The 17,224-nt window shown below is 72.9% G+C and carries 13 protein-coding genes, 4 tRNA genes, 1 other RNA gene and 1 pseudogene; 10 read left to right on the top strand and 9 right to left on the bottom strand.

Annotated elements, in window-relative coordinates:
* Nucleotides 1–42: 42 nt before the first annotated feature.
* The 8 genes from GFH48_RS21210 to GFH48_RS21175 all read left to right on the top strand — a co-directional run bounded on the left by GFH48_RS21210 (nt 43) and on the right by GFH48_RS21175 (nt 4,951).
* Nucleotides 43–360, top strand: coding sequence for a histone-like nucleoid-structuring protein Lsr2 (locus GFH48_RS21210; RefSeq protein ID WP_153289763.1), 318 nt, complete (start codon nt 43–45; stop codon nt 358–360).
* Nucleotides 361–527: 167 nt separating this feature from the next.
* Nucleotides 528–599, top strand: a tRNA-Gly gene (locus GFH48_RS21205).
* Nucleotides 600–666: 67 nt separating this feature from the next.
* Nucleotides 667–742, top strand: a tRNA-Gly gene (locus tag GFH48_RS21200).
* Between the two features lie 278 nt (nt 743–1,020).
* Nucleotides 1,021–2,064 carry an ABC transporter ATP-binding protein gene (locus GFH48_RS21195; RefSeq protein WP_153289762.1) on the top strand — a complete coding sequence of 348 codons (1,044 nt, stop codon included), beginning with the start codon at nt 1,021–1,023 and terminating at the stop codon, nt 2,062–2,064.
* Entirely contained in the window at nt 2,061–2,861 is an 801-nt protein-coding gene (locus tag GFH48_RS21190; protein WP_153289761.1) for an ABC transporter permease, read from the top strand. The genes GFH48_RS21195 and GFH48_RS21190 overlap by 4 nt, the downstream gene beginning before the upstream one ends.
* 22 nt (nt 2,862–2,883) lie before the next feature.
* Nucleotides 2,884–4,212: a sensor histidine kinase gene (locus tag GFH48_RS21185; RefSeq protein WP_153289760.1), complete on the top strand. Its 1,329-nt coding sequence runs from the start codon at nt 2,884–2,886 to the stop codon at nt 4,210–4,212.
* Nucleotides 4,209–4,853, top strand: a complete 645-nt coding sequence (locus GFH48_RS21180; RefSeq protein ID WP_153289759.1) for a response regulator transcription factor — start codon at nt 4,209–4,211, stop codon at nt 4,851–4,853. The genes GFH48_RS21185 and GFH48_RS21180 overlap by 4 nt, the downstream gene beginning before the upstream one ends.
* Before the next feature lie 22 nt (nt 4,854–4,875).
* Nucleotides 4,876–4,951: transfer RNA gene (locus GFH48_RS21175), tRNA-Gly, on the top strand.
* A gap of 55 nt (nt 4,952–5,006) precedes the next feature.
* Here GFH48_RS21175 and GFH48_RS21170 read toward each other — a convergent pair.
* The 6 genes from GFH48_RS21170 to ffs all read right to left on the bottom strand — a co-directional run bounded on the left by GFH48_RS21170 (nt 5,007) and on the right by ffs (nt 14,207).
* Nucleotides 5,007–5,906, bottom strand: a complete 900-nt coding sequence (locus GFH48_RS21170) for a phosphoribosylaminoimidazolesuccinocarboxamide synthase (RefSeq protein ID WP_153289758.1) — start codon at nt 5,904–5,906, stop codon at nt 5,007–5,009.
* A 133-nt stretch (nt 5,907–6,039) separates the two neighbouring features.
* On the bottom strand, nt 6,040–7,548 hold the full coding sequence (locus GFH48_RS21165; protein WP_153289757.1) for a N,N-dimethylformamidase beta subunit family domain-containing protein: 1,509 nt from the start codon (nt 7,546–7,548) through the stop codon (nt 6,040–6,042).
* 258 nt (nt 7,549–7,806) lie between these two features.
* Nucleotides 7,807–9,684: a M48 family metalloprotease gene (locus tag GFH48_RS21160; RefSeq protein ID WP_153289756.1), complete on the bottom strand. Its 1,878-nt coding sequence runs from the start codon at nt 9,682–9,684 to the stop codon at nt 7,807–7,809.
* 300 nt (nt 9,685–9,984) lie between these two features.
* Nucleotides 9,985–11,262 carry a phosphoribosylamine--glycine ligase gene (gene purD / locus GFH48_RS21155; RefSeq protein WP_153289755.1) on the bottom strand — a complete coding sequence of 426 codons (1,278 nt, stop codon included), beginning with the start codon at nt 11,260–11,262 and terminating at the stop codon, nt 9,985–9,987.
* A 384-nt stretch (nt 11,263–11,646) separates the two neighbouring features.
* Entirely contained in the window at nt 11,647–14,016 is a 2,370-nt protein-coding gene (locus GFH48_RS21150) for a DNA polymerase III subunit gamma and tau (protein WP_153289754.1), read from the bottom strand.
* 92 nt (nt 14,017–14,108) lie between these two features.
* Nucleotides 14,109–14,207: signal recognition particle sRNA small type (ffs, locus tag GFH48_RS21145), an RNA gene on the bottom strand.
* A gap of 71 nt (nt 14,208–14,278) precedes the next feature.
* On the opposite strand from ffs, the gene GFH48_RS21140 reads away from it, so the two are divergent.
* Nucleotides 14,279–14,366, top strand: a tRNA-Ser gene (locus tag GFH48_RS21140).
* Nucleotides 14,367–14,427: 61 nt separating this feature from the next.
* Here the strand turns inward: GFH48_RS21140 and GFH48_RS40290 are convergent.
* Together GFH48_RS40290 and GFH48_RS21135 are read right to left on the bottom strand one after the other, a co-directional pair.
* Nucleotides 14,428–14,812 (bottom strand): annotated as a pseudogene (locus GFH48_RS40290) (site-specific integrase); the annotation flags it as partial.
* 67 nt (nt 14,813–14,879) lie between these two features.
* Complete coding sequence (locus GFH48_RS21135; protein WP_153289753.1) at nt 14,880–15,044, bottom strand: hypothetical protein; 165 nt, start codon at nt 15,042–15,044, stop codon at nt 14,880–14,882.
* Between the two features lie 10 nt (nt 15,045–15,054).
* Here GFH48_RS21135 and GFH48_RS21130 point away from each other — a divergent pair, with 10 nt between their 5' ends.
* Nucleotides 15,055–16,044 (top strand): hypothetical protein, encoded by a 990-nt coding sequence (locus tag GFH48_RS21130; RefSeq protein ID WP_153289752.1) that lies wholly within the window; start codon nt 15,055–15,057, stop codon nt 16,042–16,044.
* Nucleotides 16,045–16,367: 323 nt separating this feature from the next.
* On the opposite strand, the gene GFH48_RS39250 is transcribed toward GFH48_RS21130, so the two are convergent.
* Nucleotides 16,368–16,928: an HAD domain-containing protein gene (locus tag GFH48_RS39250; protein ID WP_153289751.1), complete on the bottom strand. Its 561-nt coding sequence runs from the start codon at nt 16,926–16,928 to the stop codon at nt 16,368–16,370.
* Between the last annotated feature and the right edge of the window lie 296 nt (nt 16,929–17,224).

Here is a 17,224-nt window from a genome sequence, read left to right as displayed (position 1 = left end):
GGGGTGTGATCGCAGAGGTGCCGCGCGAAGGGACCGATATTCGTGGCGCAGCGTGTCGTGGTCACTCTCTTCGACGACATCGACGGCTCGGAAGCGGCGGAAACGATCGCCTTCGGACTCGACGGCAAGTCGTACGAGATCGACCTCAATCGAACCAATGCCAAGAAACTGCGTAAGGTTCTCGCGCCCTACGTCGAGGCCGGCCGCAAGCAGTCGAAGTCCGGGAAGGCCTACACGCACACCGCGTTGACGCCCGACCCGGCCGCCGTCCGCGCCTGGGCCCGCTCCAACAAGCTGGACGTGCCGCCGCGCGGTCGCATCCCCAAGAAGGTCTACGAGGCGTTCGCCGAGGCTCACTGAGGACCGCGCCGTCCGCCGCGTCGGGGCGCTCCCACCGCCGGGAGTGCCCGCGAGGGCCCGTCAGCGGGCCCTCGCGGCAACCGACTTGCGCAGACCCCCAGGTGATCAGCTACAGTCTGGAACACGCCGAGGGGCAAGGCCGAAAGGCCCGAACCCCGAGGAGTCACGCGGGTGTAGTTCAGTAGCAGAACATCCCCCTTCCAGGGGGAAGGCGCAGTGTGCAATTCCTGTCACCCGCTCTGCAACCCTTACCGATCAGGTAGGGTGGTGCTCGCACCGATCGGTGAAAGCCGGTCGGGGGCAAATGCGGACGTAGCTCAGTTGGTAGAGCGCAACCTTGCCAAGGTTGAGGTCGCCAGTTCGAACCTGGTCGTCCGCTCCAGAAGCAAAGACCCCGGTCAGCAGACCGGGGTCTTTGTCGTATGTCCGCCGCACGGTCGGCACATGTGCCGGGCGCGTGTGTCCAGGTCGTGTGTCGAAGGTCTGTGTCCGAGGCCTGTGCCCACTGCTCGTGTCCAAGGCCCGGGTGAAAGGCGTGTCCCGGTGGAGCCCGGCGAGAAGGAACATCGGGAAGGCGGCATGCGGGCGACTGACATTTGTCATGCGGAGTGATGACACCGCGCACTGCTGACACATCCGGTCCGCGGGGACGCTGATTTCATGAACACGAACGAGCACGATGACGTGATTGAGGTCACCGATCTGCGGCGCGTGTACGGGGGAGATTTCGAGGCCGTGCGCGGTGTCACCTTCTCCGTGGGCCGCGGTGAGGTCTTCGCCCTGCTGGGAACGAACGGCGCGGGCAAGACCTCCACGGTCGAACTGCTGGAAGGCCTCGCCCCGCCGGCCGGCGGACGGGTCCGGGTCCTCGGGCACGATCCGTACGAGGAACGCGCCGCCGTCCGGCCCCGGATCGGCGTGATGCTTCAGGAGGGCGGCTTCCCCTCCGAACTGACGGTCGCGGAGACCGTACGGATGTGGGCGGGCTGCACGAGCGGAGCACGGCCCACGGACCAGGCGCTGGACCTGGTGGGACTCGCGCGGCGGTCCCGGGTACGGGTGAAGCAGCTGTCCGGAGGCGAGAAGCGGCGCCTGGACCTGGCGCTCGCCCTCCTCGGCCGCCCCGAGGTCCTCTTCCTGGACGAGCCGACGACCGGGCTGGACGCCGAAGGGCGCCGGGACACCTGGGAGTTGGTGCGGGAACTGCGCGACACCGGTACGACCGTGCTGCTGACCACGCACTACCTGGAGGAGGCGGAACACCTGGCCGACCGGCTCGCGGTCCTCCACGAAGGGCGCGTCGCGGTCTCCGGCACCCCCGCCGAGGTGACCGCGTCCCAGCCGTCCCGGATCTCCTTCGAACTGCCCGCCGGCTACTTCCCCGGAGACCTGCCGCCGCTCGGCGCGCTCGGCGTGACCGGCCACGAGACGGCGGGCCGCACCGTCAGGCTGCGTACCGACGAACTCCAGCGGACCGCGACCGGACTGCTGCTGTGGGCCCGGGACGAACGGGTCGAACTACGGGGACTCGACGTGCGGTCGGCCTCCCTGGAGGACGCGTTCCTGCGGATCGCGCGGGACGCGGCCGGCACGGACGGAGGCTCCGGTGCCGGTGCCGGTGCCGGGGACAGCGCCGGTGCCGGTGACCGTGGCGGCGGTGACCCTGGCACGGGCGCCGCGGCGGCGAAGGAGGCCGTGGCATGAGCTCGGCGACCACGACCGGCCCCCGTGCGGGGACCACCACGGCGGCGGGGCGGATGGCGGCACTGGCTCGCGCCGAGCTGACCCTGCTGGGCCGCACGAAGGCGACGCTCGCCGCTGCCGTGTTCGTGCCGCTGGCCCTGCCGTTCAGTCTGCGCTCGACCGTCGGCCAGATGGACCTCAAGGGCACCGGCCTCTCGGTCGGCTCGGTCGTCCTGCCGTCCTCCGTCGGGTTCTCCCTCCTCTTCGCGGTCTACAGCTCGCTGGTGAGCGTGTACGCGGCCCGACGCGAGGAGCTCGTCCTCAAGCGGCTGCGCACCGGCGAGCCGCGGGACGCGGAGATCCTCGCGGGCGCGGCCCTGCCTTCGGTCGCGATCGGTCTCGTACAGTGCCTGGCCCTGACCGGCGCGTGTGTCGCCCTGCTGGACGTCGGGGCACCCCGAGCCCCCCATCTCGCCGTCCTGGGACTGCTTCTGGGGCTGGCGATGTGGCCTCCGCTCGCGGCCGTCACCGCGAGCCTCAGCAGGAGTGTGGAAGGCGCGCAGGTGGCCGCCATGCCGCTGATGCTGCTGTCCCTGCTCGGATCGGGCACCTTCGTCCCCCTCCAGGTGATGCCGGACGCGCTGGCCTCGGCCTGCGAACTGCTGCCCCTGACCCCGGTGATCACCCTGCTCCGCGGCGGCTGGACCGGCGGTCTGTCCGCGCACGACACCCTGGGTGCCGTCGGGACGGCGGTGGCCTGGATCGTGTTCGCGGTGTTTGCTGTACGGCGGTGGTTCCGCTGGGAGCCGCGGCGGTGACCACGGACCCTCGGAGGTCGGTATGAGCGGGCCGGGTGGCTGGTGGCGGGGCAAGAGCACTCCGGCGAAGGTCGAGACCTACACACGGTGGTCGTTCCACTTCTTCGCCCTGATCGAGCTCACCTCGATCGGACTGCCCCTGTTCGCGAACGTGCCCAGCACGCTGTCCTGGTGGCTGTTCCCGCTGGTGTGCGGGCACGCCGTGCTCTGCGCGGTGACCGCGTCGAGGGCGCTGGACTGGGTACGCGGCACCCGCGACCGCCCCCGGCGGTTGCTGACCGCGCTGGCGGCGACCACCGCTCTGGTGGCCGTGGCGGCGCTCACCCTCTCGGGCACGGACTGGCGTCCGGCGACCGACGCCGAGGTACGCCTGGGCGCCTCGGTGTTCGTCGGCGTCATCGCCTTCGGCACCGGCACCCTCGCCCTCGGCACGCGCGACCGGCGCCGGATGACGCATGTGGTGCTCGGGGCGACGGTGGGCGCGGGCGCGGCGTCGTTCCCGCTCGGCGTCCCCGGCCCCGCCGCGCTGGTCACCGCCGGCACGGTCCTGCTCACCGCCGGATTCCTCACCTTCACCGCCGCCTTCTCCGTCTGGCTGCTCGACGCCGTGTACGAACTCGACGCGGCCCGCGAGACCCGGGCCCGCCTCGCGGTCGCCGAGGAGCGGCTGCGCTTCGGGCGCGATCTGCACGACGTGATGGGCCGCAACCTCGCGGTGATCGCGCTGAAGAGCGAACTCGCCGTCCAGCTGGCCCGGCGCGGGCGGCCGGAGGCCGTCGACCAGATGACCGAGGTGCAGCGGATGGCCCGGGAGTCCCAGCGCGAGGTGCGCGAGGTCGTACGCGGCTACCGCGAGGCCGACCTCGCCGTCGAACTCGCGGGCGCGCAGGGCGTGCTGAAGGCCGCCGGCATCGCCTGCGAGGTGACCGGTTCGGCGCCGGGGCTTCCCGCGCAGGTCCAGTCGGCGCTCGGCTGGGTCGTACGGGAAGCGACCACGAACGTGCTGCGGCACGGGGACGCTCGGTGGTGCGGGGTCTCGCTGCGGGTGACGGACGGGCGGGTCACCCTCACCGTGGAGAACGACGGGGTGCCGGACGCTGTCCCCGGCGCCCCCGGAGCGGGAGAGGGCACCGGGCCCGGTGGCGGCTCCGGACTCGCGGGCCTGCGGGAGCGGCTGACCGGGCTGGACGGGACCCTCAGGGCGGGCCCTGTCGAGGGCGGCACGTTCCGTCTCACGGCCGAGGTGCCGATGCCCGATCCACCCGGACCGAACCCGCCGGCGCCGGATCCGCCGGCGCCGGATCCGTCAGCGGTGCCCGTGCCGCGTCGAGTGAACGAGGTCAGATCATGACGCACGTACCGCCGCCGGCGGCGCCCTCCGCACCACCCGTCCGTCTGCTGCTCGCCGACGACGAACATCTGATCCGGGGCGCGCTCGCCGCCCTGCTGGCGCTGGAGGACGATCTCGTGGTGGTCGCCGAGGCGGCGACCGGGCCCGAGGCACTGGCGATGGCGCGGGCGCACACTCCCGATGTCGCCGTGCTCGATCTCCAGATGCCAGGGGCGGACGGTGTGAGCGTGGCCACATCCCTGCGGGCCGAACTGCCCGGCTGCCGGGTACTGATCGTGACGAGTCACGGGCGGCCCGGTCACCTGAAGCGGGCGCTTGCGGCGGGTGTACGCGGCTTTGTCCCGAAGACCGTCAGTGCGCGACGGCTCGCCGAGATCATCCGCACCGTGCACGCGGGAAACCGTTACGTGGACCCGGAGTTGGCCGCCGACGCGATCTCCGCCGGGGACTCCCCGCTGACCGCCCGGGAGGCCGAGGTGCTGGAATTCGCCGCCGACGGGGCGCCCGTCGCGGAGATCGCGGAGCGGGCCGCGCTGTCACAGGGGACGGTACGGAACTATCTGTCGTCCGCCGTCTCCAAACTGGGCGCGGAGAACCGGCACGCGGCGGTGCGTCTCGCACGGCAGCGAGGTTGGGTATAGTTGCTCTCGCACCACAGCGCATGCGGACGTAGCTCAGTTGGTAGAGCGCAACCTTGCCAAGGTTGAGGTCGCCAGTTCGAACCTGGTCGTCCGCTCCAGTGCAGAAGCCCCCGGCCTCAGGCCGGGGGCTTCTGCGTGTGCCCTTCGGCGTCCTCAGCTCCAGCTGGTGCCGGTCAGCCGCTCGAACGCCTCGATGTACTTGGCGCTGGTCGCTTCCACGACCTCCGCCGGGAGCGCGGGCGGCGGCTGCTCGCTCCTGCGGTCCCAGCCCGACGCGGAGGACGTCAGCCAGTCGCGGACGAACTGCTTGTCGAAGGACGGCTGGGCGCGGCCCGGCTCCCACGCGTCGGCCGGCCAGAAACGGGACGAGTCCGGGGTCAGCACCTCGTCGGCCAGGACGAGGGTCCCGTCCTCGTAGCCGAACTCGAACTTGGTGTCGGCGAGAACGATCCCGCGTTCGCGCGCGATGTCGCGGGCGCGGCCGTAGACGGCGAGGGTCGTCTGGCGCAGCTCGGCCGCCGTCTCGGCGCCGACCTGGCGGGCGACCTCCTCGTACGAGACGTTCTCGTCGTGCTCGCCCACCTCGGCCTTGGTGGCGGGGGTGAAGATCGGCGCGGGGAGTTCCGAGCCGTCGACGAGGCCTTCGGGCAGCGCGAGACCGCAGACCGTACGGGAGGCGTCGTACTCCACAAGGCCGGAGCCGGTGAGGTAGCCGCGTGCGACGCACTCGACCGGGACCATCCGCAGCGACTTGCAGATCAGGGTGCGGCCGGCCCAGTCGGCGGGGGCACCGGGCGGGAGTTCGGTGCTCAGGACGTGGTGGGGGACCAGGTCGGCGAGCTTGTCGAACCACCACAGGGAGAGCTGGGTGAGGACCCGGCCCTTGTCGGGGATCTCGGTGGGCAGCACCCAGTCGTAGGCGGAAAGACGGTCACTGGCGATCATCACGAGGTCGCCCGCCTCGTTCCGGTACAGGTCGCGCACCTTGCCGGTGTGCAGATGCACCAGACCCGGGACCTGGAGGGGCTCGGGCTTTTCGACGAATCCGGACACGGTTCCTCCCCGTATTTCTGTCCAAGTGGCTCGATTCTCCCGTATGCGGGGAGCGGCTCCGGCCACGGGGTGCCTGGACGGGGACGGGGAGGTGCGGTGCGGGTGGCCGGCGGGTGCGCGCCGCGCCGCCCGTTCAGTCGCGTTTGCAGATGCGGTCGAGAAGGTTGGCCGTGGCCCGCTGGACACGCGTGTCGACGTGGCCCGGCCGGTCCAGGGCCGGGGACCAGGCGAACGTCCCGGACGCGAAGACCAGCGCGCCGGAGGGCGCCCGGTACAGGGAGGTCTCCTGGTGGCGGACGGTGCCCTCGCTGTCCCGGTACGGGGAGTGGGCGAGGAGGATGCGGCCGTCGTGTTCCGGCAGCGGGGCGCGGGGGAAGTAGCGGTCGGCCTCGCCGGCGACCATGCCCTCGAGTTCGTCGCCCTCGTGCGCGCCGGTGGCGTCCCACAGCCAGTGGTCGGAGTTGCGCACGACCAGGGGGTGGGGGTCGGGGACCCGGCCCGCGTACTGGATGCCGATGAGCTGCTGCTCGGACCGGTCGATCTCCCGCCACAGCGCCGGCTTCCCGGGCCCCCTGCGCTTGCGGCAGGTCAGCAGGCGGTCCGCGACACCGGACGGCGAGGGCCCCAGCTCCACCTGCCAGTACATGGTGTTGGCGGAGAGGAAGACCAGCGAGGTGCCGTTCGCGCTGGCGAGCTCCACGGTGCGGCGCATGGCCGACGACCAGTACTCGTCATGACCCGGGAAGACCAGGCCCCGGTAACGGGAGGGGTCGACGCGGCCGGCGTGCAGGTCGCGGGCGTCGGCGTAGGCGAGGTCGTAGCCGTAGCGCTCGGCCCAGCGGATGAAGTCGTAGGCGTGGCCGACGTGGAGGGGGAGGCCCGCGCCGGCGTACGGACGGTCGAAGGAGACCGTCGTCGCCGCGTCCGCCTCGCCGAGGAGCCGGCCGTTCTCGTCCCACGCGTGATAGAGGCTGGCGCCCGTGCGGCCGTCCTCCGGGTAGAGGTTGTAGGCCTGCCAGGTCACGTCCGGGAGCAGGAGCAGCAGGTCCGCGGGGTGGTTGTCGCGGACCGTGAAGGGGACGTGGGAGCGGTAGCCGTCGGCGGTGGTCAGTACGGCCACGTACGCGCCGATGTTCCAGTAGCTCGGGATCTGCAGGCGCCAGGACAGCCACCAGTGATGGCAGGAAACGGTTCTGTCGGCGGTGAGCGGCGGGGGCTGGACGATCCCCGACAGGCGGGGGCTGGTGGTGATCTTGCTGGCGCCGTCGCCCCCGTAGTGCCCGATGCGGTAGATGTCGACGCTGAATTCCTGGGGCGGGTCGACGGTGACGTGGAAGTCGATGGCCTCGCCCGGGGCGGCGGCGCCGTTGGAGGCGAAGCCCTTGATCTGGCGGTGCACGTCGTCCGCGGAGCGGGGTCCGCCGATCCTGGGCTGGGGGATGGCGCCCTTCACCGGCTTCGTGGCATCGCGCAGGAGGGTCGCGCCGGGGGCGTGGTCGATGTACCAGGGGACGACGTGCCCGGTGTCGTCGAAGTACTGCTCGTCGCCGCGGAGCCAGGGAACGGGTCCCTGGCCGAAGGGGTCCGTCACGGCGTGCGCGAGAGCTCCCGACTCCCAGCGGCGGATCTGCTCCGATCCCATGCCTGCTCCCCTCCCTCGGTGCCCCCGTCGGTTCTGTGAGCCTGTGCTCCGCGCGTGAGCCTCTGCCCTGCGCGCGATCGGTCCCAGCACATCACATTACGCACGCACTCCGTCACCGTTCGTCGCGAATTGACGTGAACGGAACGGGGGAATCCGGACCCCGGGCGGGAGAATCCGGACCGGGGTGGGTGGGAAGGGTCCCACTCACCGGGCGCCGGGCCCGGTACTCGGCTCGGCACCGGCGCGTCGCCGCCGTGGTCAGACCAGCCGGACCGGTTTCTCCGGGCGGACGCCGAGGCGGCGGAGCCAGTCGCGGAGGGGTGCCGGGTCCCCGTCCTCGACCAGGGTCAGGACGTGGGGACCCAGATCGGCGGCGCGTTCCCCGCCGACCAGGAGGGACGGGCCGTCGAGCCAGTCCAGACCCGGCGCCGCGCCCGCGGTGTCCATCGCGGCGCAGCAGACCATCGCGGTGACGTGGTCGGCCAGCAGCTCGCGTCCGGTGCGGGGCGGCTGGAGCGGGAAGAGCGGCAGCATGCCGTCCTCCCAGAACGCCAGGTCGGGGCCCGGCTGCTCCGCGCCGCCACTCGGTACGGGGGCCGGCGCCGACGCCTCGTCCCGGGCCAGCTCCGCGCTGAGTCCGGCCGCGAGCGCGGCCGTCCGTTCGCTCCCGAGGCCGAGATCGCCGTCGTCCTCGTCCGCGCTCATCTGCTCGTACGCTCCGCGCCGCCTGGTGACGACGGGGACGGAATCCGGCGCCGGGGCCGTCCCTGAGGCGGCGCTCGTGTCGGCGCCGGTGCCCGCGCCCAGGTCTGTGCCGGTGCCCGTGCCGGTCTCGGATCCGGTCGGCGGCGCGGTCAGGTGGTCCAGGACGCGTGCCAGGGTCGGGCCGCCCCGGTCGGGCACCGTCGGGTCCGAGGAATGGCGTACGCCCAGCGCGTCCAGGACGCGGTGCAGACGGGCCGCGTCGGTCCGCCAGGTCCGGTCGACGACCTCGTCCGGATACTCCTGCCAGTCCACCGGAGCCCAGTCGGGTCCGTTCTCCGCGGGCCCGCCGTGGAAGAGCCGGGCGGCGAGCAGCGAGGCCGCCTCGTCCACCGTGCCGGGCTCTTCGAGCAGGTCGCAGGCGGGGCGCTCACCGAGGCGCGAGGTGAAGCCCTCGGCCAGGCGGTCGCGCCGGGAGAGCTCGGTGAGGGCCGCGACGACACCCACGTCCAGCCGGGACGGCCAGCGGCCCATTCGCCAGGCGGGCAGCGCGACGCGGTTGAGCAGCCGGTCCCAGCCCGCGTAGGCCAGGCCCACCTGTTCCTGGGCGACGATCCGCAGGCCGTAGTCCACGGCCTGCGCGCGCTCGGCCGCCGCGGCGGCCACTCCCCGCTCCATCTCGGCCGCGTGCCCCCGGCAGCTGCGCAGCAGCAGGCGGGTCACCCAGCCGGCACCGGCCAGCACCGCGCGGACCACCGGGCCGTGGGCGGGCGCCGAGGTCACGGCCACGGCCGCGTCCAGCCCCCGTACGAAACGCCGGGCCGCGGCTATGTCGGGGTGGGCGGAGGGGCCCGTACCGGCGACGACCGGGGCGAGGACCGCGCGCAGCTCGCCGACGCGCATCCACCACAGGAAGGGCGAGCCGATGACGAGGACGGGAGCGGCGGGGGTGCGACGGGGGTGCCCCGACGCTCCCCGGACGCCCGCTATCTCGTCCCTGGCCTCGGGCGGCGGCGGCCCGTGCGCCGGGTGGGTGCGGTCCTCCAGCCAGCTGTCGCAGTCTGGGGTGAGCGCTATCGCGGAGGGGGGCGGGACGTCGAGGCGGTCGGCCAGGTCCCGGACCATGCGGTACAGGTCGGGGGCGGACTCCTCGGCGATCGGGACCGTGGGGCTCACGGCGGGCCGGGCGCGGGCGACGACGAGCGCGATGCCCGCGGCCGCCAGGAGGACGAGGCCGGCGAGGACCGACACGACCCAGCGCGTGACGGGCCAGGGGCCGCCGGTGAGGTGGCCGGTCGAGCCGCCGACGAGCAGCACGACGGCGACAGCCGCGGGCAGCAGGGCTACGGCCAGCGCCCGGCTGCGGATCCGCAGCACGGCGAGAGCCCGGGAGCGCGCGGCCTGCGCGCCCACCTCCACACCCATACCGGTCACGACCGGAGGTCACCCCCTACTGTCCGCTCGTACGGGGCTGTTGCACAGCCCGCGCCGGCGGATGCCCTGGCTTTGCTCACTCCCCCACTGTGGCACCCGCCACCGACATCGCAATGCCGGTGGGCCAAGTGCCGGAATGCTTTCGCCGCACCATAGTTGGGGCCCCGGCCCCCGTCAGCCCGTTAGAACATCGCTCACTCGATGGAATGGCTTTGGGGAAAGGTGGATGACGGTGGGCAATGATCAGGCCCCGGATTCCGTACAGAATCCGGGGCCCGAGGGAGGTTCGAAGGGCGGGTTCTACGCCGTCGCCGGGGCCCCCGCCGAGGACTCCGCCGCGGCCTTCGCGGCGATGTCCGTACGGTGCTGGGAACCGTCGAGGCCGATACGGGCGACCGCCGCGTACGCGCGGGCGCGTGCCTCGGTGAGGCCGGTGCCGGTGGCCGTGACGGACAGCACGCGGCCGCCGGCGCTCACGACCGCGTCACCGTCCCGCTTCGTCCCGGCGTGCAGGACGTACGCGTGCGGGGCGTCCTGGGCCGCCACCTCGTCGAGCCCGGTGATGGGATCGCCGGTGCGCGGGGTGTCCGGGTAGTTGTGCGAGGCCACGACCACGGTGACCGCCGCGTCGTCGCTCCAGCGCAGCGGCGGCAGGTCGATGAGCGCGCCCTCGGCCGCGGCGAGCAAGACACCGGCCAGCGGGGTCTTCAGGCGGGCGAGGACCACCTGCGTCTCGGGGTCGCCGAAGCGGGCGTTGAACTCGATCACCCGTACGCCGCGGGTCGTGATCGCCAGGCCCGCGTAGAGGAGCCCGGAGAAGGGGGTGCCGCGGCGGCGCAGCTCGTCGACGGTCGGCTGGAGGACGGTCTCCATGACCTCCTCGACCAGCTTCGGGTCCGCCCACGGGAGGGGCGAGTACGCGCCCATGCCGCCGGTGTTCGGGCCCTCGTCGCCGTCCAGCGCGCGCTTGAAGTCCTGGGCGGGTTGCAGCGGGACGACCGTCTCGCCGTCGGTGATCGCGAAGAGGGAGACCTCGGGACCGTCGAGGAACTCCTCGATGACGACGCGTTCGCAGGCGTTGGCGTGCTCCCGGGCGGCGGCGAGGTCGTCGGTCACCACGACGCCCTTGCCGGCCGCGAGGCCGTCGTCCTTCACGACATAGGGGGCGCCGAACGCGTCCAGCGCCTCGTCGACCTCGTCAGGCGCCGTACAGACGTACGAGCGGGCGGTCGGGACACCTGCCCGCGCCATCACGTCCTTGGCGAAGGCCTTGGAGCCCTCCAGCTGCGCGGCCTCCTCGGAGGGGCCGAAACAGGGGATGCCCGCGGCGCGCACGGCGTCGGCGACACCGGCGACGAGCGGTGCCTCCGGGCCCACGACGACCAGCTCGGCACCGAGCTCCGTGGCCAGCGCGGCCACCGCGGCGCCGTCGAGGGCGTCGACCGCGCGCAGCTCGGCCACGTCCGCGATGCCTGCGTTCCCGGGGGCGCAGTGCAGGGCGGTGACGGCGGGATCGAGGGACAGGGAACGGCACAGGGCGTGTTCGCGGGCGCCGCCGCCGATGACAAGGACCTTCACGGGGTTCAGCCTATCCGCCGGAGGTGACTGCCTTTGTGGGGGCTTCCGAAGCGGGGGGTCCGCGGGGTTGGTGGGATTCTCCAAGGGTGGGGTTGTTCTGCGGTTCGGTGGGCCTGCGGGGTGGGGTGCGGCGAGGTGGTTCTGAGGTTCTGTGGGCCTGCGCCTTGTGGTGCGGTGGGCCCGCGCCTTGTGGCGCGGTGGGCCTTCGGGGTGGGGTCCGGTGGGCACGCGTCTTGGAGCCGCGCCTTGGGGTCCGACGGAGTTGCTTCTTGGTGAGGTCCTCACCTGGGCCTGGGAGTCCGAGCCCGGGCCGAGGTCGGGGTGCAGGCCGGAGGGACCGGGCCGGGGCCGGGACGGATGACGCGGGCGCGGGCCGGGGCCCGGCTACTCGTTCGAGAACTCCTCGACCACCGTCGCACCCAGTTCACGGACGATCAGGTCGTGGCCGGAGAGGGCGGACTCGTCGAGGTCGGGGTCGTCGTCCTCGGGAATGTCGTCCTCGGGGGCGACCGGGGGCGGCTCGGGGGCGGGAGGTCCGCTGGGTCTCGGCGCGGGCGCGGCCTGGCCCGCGGACGGCCCCTGCGGCGCGGCGGGGCGTGAGCCCGGAGCCGGCGACTGCGGGGCCGCGGGACGCGACGCGGCAGGCGCCCCGCCGTATCCGGCACCGCCGCCGTATCCGCCACCGCCACCGAACCCGCCGCCCGCGCCACCGCCACCGCCGCCGAACCCGGGGCCGGGTGCCGTCATCGGGGGTGATGCCGAGCCGCCCGAGGCGTCGACGATCGCCTCGATCTTCCACTGGATGTTGAACTGCTCGGCCAGCGCCTGCTTGAGAACGTCCTCGCTGCCGCTGCTCGCGAAGTTGTCCCGCGCGCCCGCGTTGACGAAGCCGATCTGCAGGGTCGTGCCGTCGTACCCGGTCACCTGGGCGTTCTGGCTGAGCAGGATCCAGGTGAAGCGGCGGCGGTTCTTGACCGCCTCCAGGATGTTCGGCCACAGCACGCGGGGGTCGGGGCCACCGGCCGGCGGCGCCTGCGTCGGAGCGGCGGCGGGCGCGGCCGGGGTGCCGGAGGCGGGGGTACCGGAGGCGGCGGGGGCCGAAGCGGTCCCCGGCGGCGCGGGCGCGGCCGGGGCCTGCCCACCGCCCGCGGAGGCCGGCGTCGGCCAGCCGCCGGGGCGCCTGCCGCTGCCGGCGGCCGTCGCGGCGGGCCACGCACCGGGTGCGGGCCCCGCCGGGGGGGTTGCCGCGGCGGCCGGAGCGTACGCCGGCTCGCTCGTCGGCGCGGGGGTAGCAGGCGCGGGGGCCGGGGGAGCCGGGGGCTGCGCTGCCGGGGGTACGACGGCGGGCGCGGCCGGGGCGGGAGCCCCCGCACCCTGCGCCGGAGCACCGCCGCCGGCACCAGCGGTGTCGTACCCGCCATGCCCCTCGGCGCCCGCGCCACCCGGGCCCTGCGCCCGTACGGCGGCCCGGGCCGCGGCGGGTCCGCCGCCCGGCGGGACACCGGGGCCGCCGGGGGCCGGAGCCGCCGCGGCCACTCCGTGCACCTCGGGACCGGGCACGTACCCCATGGCGGGGGCGCCGCCGCCGGAGAAGTTCACCCCGCGCTCGATACGGTCCAGCCGGGCCATGAGGGCGCGCTCGTCCCCGTAGGCGGCGGGCAGGAGCACGCGCGCGCAGATGAGTTCGAGCTGGAGCCGCGGCGAGGTGGCGCCGCGCATCTCCGTCAGCCCCTCGTTGACGAGATCGGCGGCGCGGCTCAGCTCGGCGGCGCCGAAGACCCCGGCCTGCGCCTGCATGCGCTCCACCACATCGGACGGGGCGTCGATGAGCCCCTTCTCGGCGGCGTCGGGCACGGCCGCCAGGATCACCAGGTCGCGCAGCCGCTCCAGCAGGTCGGCGACGAACCGCCGTGGATCGTTGCCCCCCTCGATCACACGGTCCACGATCTCGAAGGCCGCGGCGCCGTCCCCCGAGGCGAACGCCTCCACGACCGAGTCGAGCAGCGACCCGTCCGTGTACCCCAGCAGCGAGGTGGCCATGGCGTAGGTCACACCGGCGTCCGCCGCTCCCGCGAGGAGCTGGTCCATGACGGACATGGAGTCACGCACGGACCCCGCGCCGGCCCGCACGACCAGCGGCAGCACCCCGTCCTCGACGGGAATGCCCTCGCTGCCGCAGACCTCACCGAGGTACTCGCGCAGGGTCCCCGGGGGCACCAGCCGGAACGGGTAGTGGTGCGTACGGGACCGGATCGTCCCGATGACCTTCTCGGGCTCCGTGGTGGCGAAGATGAACTTGAGATGCTCCGGCGGCTCCTCGACGACCTTCAGCAGCGCGTTGAAACCCGCCGAGGTGACCATGTGGGCCTCGTCGATGATGTAGATCTTGTACCGGCTGCTCGCGGGCCCGAAGAACGCCTTCTCGCGCAGGTCACGGGCGTCGTCGACACCGCCGTGCGAAGCGGCGTCGATCTCGATGACGTCGATGGATCCCCGGCCGTTGCGGGCGAGGTCGCGGCAGGACTGGCACTCCCCGCAGGGCGTCGGCGTGGGCCCCTGCTCGCAGTTGAGACACCTGGCCAGGATGCGCGCGCTGGTGGTCTTGCCGCACCCGCGCGGACCGCTGAACAGGTACGCGTGATTGACCCGGTTGTTCCGCAGCGCCTGCTGCAACGGGTCGGTGACATGCTCCTGCCCGATGACCTCGGCGAACGACTCCGGGCGATAGCGGCGGTACAGCGCGAGAGACGACACACATACGAGGTTATAGGCGCCCACTGACAACAGGGACCGCCCGTGATGACAGCGCTCGGCGGCGGGGACGGCTCTCCCTCACACCCCCGGCAGACGCAAGCGCCCCCCACGCACCCGCCAGAGCCAACCTACCCTTGCTGCCTTCCGGCCCTGGGGGAGTTCAGTCAGATAGCGCCACGTGAGGGGCTGCGCTCACAGTACCCGATCCGAGCGGGGGGAACGAGTTCGCGAGCACTCCTCAACGTCTTGTATTGTTTGCCGCGGAGGATTCGCCTAGTGGCCTAGGGCGCACGCTTGGAAAGCGTGTTGGGGGCAACCCCTCACGAGTTCGAATCTCGTATCCTCCGCCAGTGCCTCACCGGGCACGACTCGAAGGGCCCCACCGTTCGCGGTGGGGCCCTTCGACGTTCCTCAGCCCTCACCGTCCTGTTTTTTGTCCACGAAGGGCGCTTCCCGGGGGCCACCGGATGGCCTCGGCGATCTTCCGGGCCATGTCCTTGAGCGCGGCGTCCCGCACATGCGGGTACCGCGCCCGCGTGCTCGCGGAGGCACCCGGTTCCCACCCCATGGTCCGATCAATGACACGAGCCGGGACACCGGGCGGCACGAGCACGGCGCGGCCGTGTGACGCGCGTCATACAGCCGAGCGGGCAGAACCCCCGCGTCCTCCAGCGGCCGCTTCCGGTCGCGCATGGTCCGTGTTCGGACTCGGCGGGCCACCCAGCGGCTTGGTGAACACGTAGCCCGACCCGCCCCACAGGTCGCCGGCCGCCGTGCGCTCACGCGCCTGCGTCTCGGCGACAGCAGGGCTCTCCGTTGCCCGTGCGGCCCATCGGAACTCGCGCGTGCCAACGGCCACCCCCTCACGAACTGGAGATCGTCGGCGCCACCGTCGTGGCCGGCACGGCCTTGGCCATCTTCACCGCCGGCATCTCCGAGGCCGCGGCCGCTGCGGCGACCGCAAGCGTCGTGGAGATCGCCGCCACCCTGGGCGTGACCGGCCCATGACCCACTAGCGGCAGGCTCACAGGAGTGAAAATGACCAAGCGAGCGGGCTTCTACCAGGAGATCAGCGGCCCGGACGCCGCCGCAGACGGCGCGCCGTCCCTGCGCGATGCCGTACGCAGCAGCGGACCCTGGGACGAGGACCGCATCCTCGCCTACCTGGAATCGGCTCGGGAGATCTACACCACGATGGGCGCTCGGCGTGACGCTCTCACCGACGACGAGTGGATCGCGGGCTCCGAATCCCTGATGACCGACGGCACCTGGATCTGGCCGATCGACCTCATGCACTACGTGCGCCGCCACCACGTCTCCCTCCCTCAGGAGTTCCTGGACCACATGCGGGCCGGCGGCTACACGGTCCCCGCCGTATCCGACGAACGGGCGAGGCAGATCTTTCGGGAGGAGTTCCCGGACAGCGCCCCGACCGCCGTCTCCTCCAAGTCCGCCGCCTTCTTCACCTGGTACGTGCCGAAGCTGACCAGCGCCGCCGCCGATCGGCTCCTCGCGCACCTGGACAGCGCCGGGCTCTTCGCCGTCCCCCCCCTGACGGGGGCTCTCTTCGGGTTCTGCGAGACGCCAACCGGCACCCGCGAGCCCCTGATGGGTGACGGCGCCGTCCTCGCCGCCGCTCTGGCCGAGAGCCGCTGCACACGAGTCGAGTTCACCTGCTGGAAGGGCTACGACCAGTCCCTGACCGGCATCGTGCGACGCACGGACGAGACGACGCAGAGCATCACACTGCGCATTGCCGACATCCCCGAGCCCGACCGCGAAGAGGCCGTGGCGGCGCTGGTGCGCATCCTCGACCAGGACGCGGCGGGGTGCCGTGGATTCGTCATCGACCGGACCGGCGTCTCAGCTGCCCAGGACTGGGACGGCGTCCTCACCGGCACCGGAGCGCGGTTCACCACGTGGCCCGACACCATCGGCATCCTCCGGGAGCGTGTCCCCGAACACCCTGAACTCGCCGGCAGCGAGGCGACGGAGTACGGCGCGCTCCACGTCTTCCACCGCCCGTGATCCGCCGGCTCCGCCACTGTGGACACCGTGCCCACCAGTCCAGAAGCCGCTCGATCGCTGTCGTGATCTGCTCCACGGCACGATCACCCGAGGCGGCCGGTACGCGGGTGATCGAATTCCCCCCGCGTGTGCCGGTCCGCGCCCGAAGGGACCGGACCGGCACTGACGCCGTGACCCGGCCCTCTCCGGTCCCCGCGGGTACGGCGTCCGCGAGACGCGGGCACGACTCGAAGGGCCCCACCGTTCGCGGACGCTGTTGGTAAATCCGCCCCGCTGGATCTCATCCGTGCCGGTTGTCGTGTCGGCCGGTCCGGTTTTTTGTGTCAGTCGGTTCTCTCCTCGGCTCCGGGCGACTCCCCGGGGGACCGTCCTGGCAGGTCGGTACGCAGCCAGCGGGCGAGCGCGGAGAAATCGCGCTCGGTGAGGCCCTCGGCCGGGTCGACGCGGTGAAGCAGTGACGGTGCCGGATGCTGCGCGGCGACCCAGAGCCGATCCACGGCGCTGATCTCGTCGTCGACCCAGATGAAGGGACGGCGGCCGGCCCACTCCACCAGGGGGCGCGTCTTCCAGTGCAGGCCGCGCGGGCCCGCGTCGGCAAAGGCCTCGGGCCACTCCACGACAGGCAGTCTGGGCAGCCCGATCCGCGCGGCGACGTGCTCGTTGGCCTCCTCCATCCATGTCGTGGCCCAGACCAGGTCGCACCCGAGCGCCAACAGACGCGGGCCGACGGCGCGGTCGAGTCGTCCGAGCAGCGGGTTCCCCTCGTCGGGGGGCTCCTCCGGACCGGCAACGGGAGCCTGAAGCCGGCCGGCGGACGGTCCGAACGGGATGAGCGGGCCGTCGACGTCGAGGAAGAGGACGGGGCGCTCCACGGCGTGGGTCACGGCCGCACGATAGCCCCGCGCCGCTTCACGCACTGCCCAGGAGGAGCGCGCGTGAGCTGTGCGCCCTCGTACGGGCTCGCGTACGGGCCCTCGGCGAGAAGATCCTGGCGAGGACCGCGACCGTCCCGGCCGACTGCCTGGACGCACCGTGGTGCCGGGGTCGCCGCCGGCTCCGCGGAGCCCTCTCCCGCCGACCGTCCGGACCAGCGACACGTCCTGCGGGTGTTCTTCCCCGGGGTGCTGACACCGGATCGGGCGCGCGGCTGTCTCACCGAGCGCGTCGAACGGGCCGACGG

The sequence above is a fragment of the Streptomyces fagopyri genome, assembly GCF_009498275.1.
GTDB lineage: Bacteria > Actinomycetota > Actinomycetes > Streptomycetales > Streptomycetaceae > Streptomyces > Streptomyces fagopyri.
This window is presented reverse-complemented; position numbering and strand designations above follow the sequence as displayed.

Excerpts from the sequence above, each read along its gene's own strand:
- GFH48_RS21195 (WP_153289762.1), top strand. The coding sequence starts at position 1,021 with ATGAACACGAACGAGCACGATGACGTGATTGAGGTCACCGATCTGCGG.
- GFH48_RS21190 (WP_153289761.1), top strand. The coding sequence starts at position 2,061 with ATGAGCTCGGCGACCACGACCGGCCCCCGTGCGGGGACCACCACGGCG.
- GFH48_RS21185 (WP_153289760.1), top strand. The coding sequence starts at position 2,884 with ATGAGCGGGCCGGGTGGCTGGTGGCGGGGCAAGAGCACTCCGGCGAAG.
- GFH48_RS21180 (WP_153289759.1), top strand. The coding sequence starts at position 4,209 with ATGACGCACGTACCGCCGCCGGCGGCGCCCTCCGCACCACCCGTCCGT.
- GFH48_RS21165 (WP_153289757.1), bottom strand. The coding sequence starts at position 7,548 with ATGGGATCGGAGCAGATCCGCCGCTGGGAGTCGGGAGCTCTCGCGCAC.
- GFH48_RS21130 (WP_153289752.1), top strand. The coding sequence starts at position 15,055 with ATGACCAAGCGAGCGGGCTTCTACCAGGAGATCAGCGGCCCGGACGCC.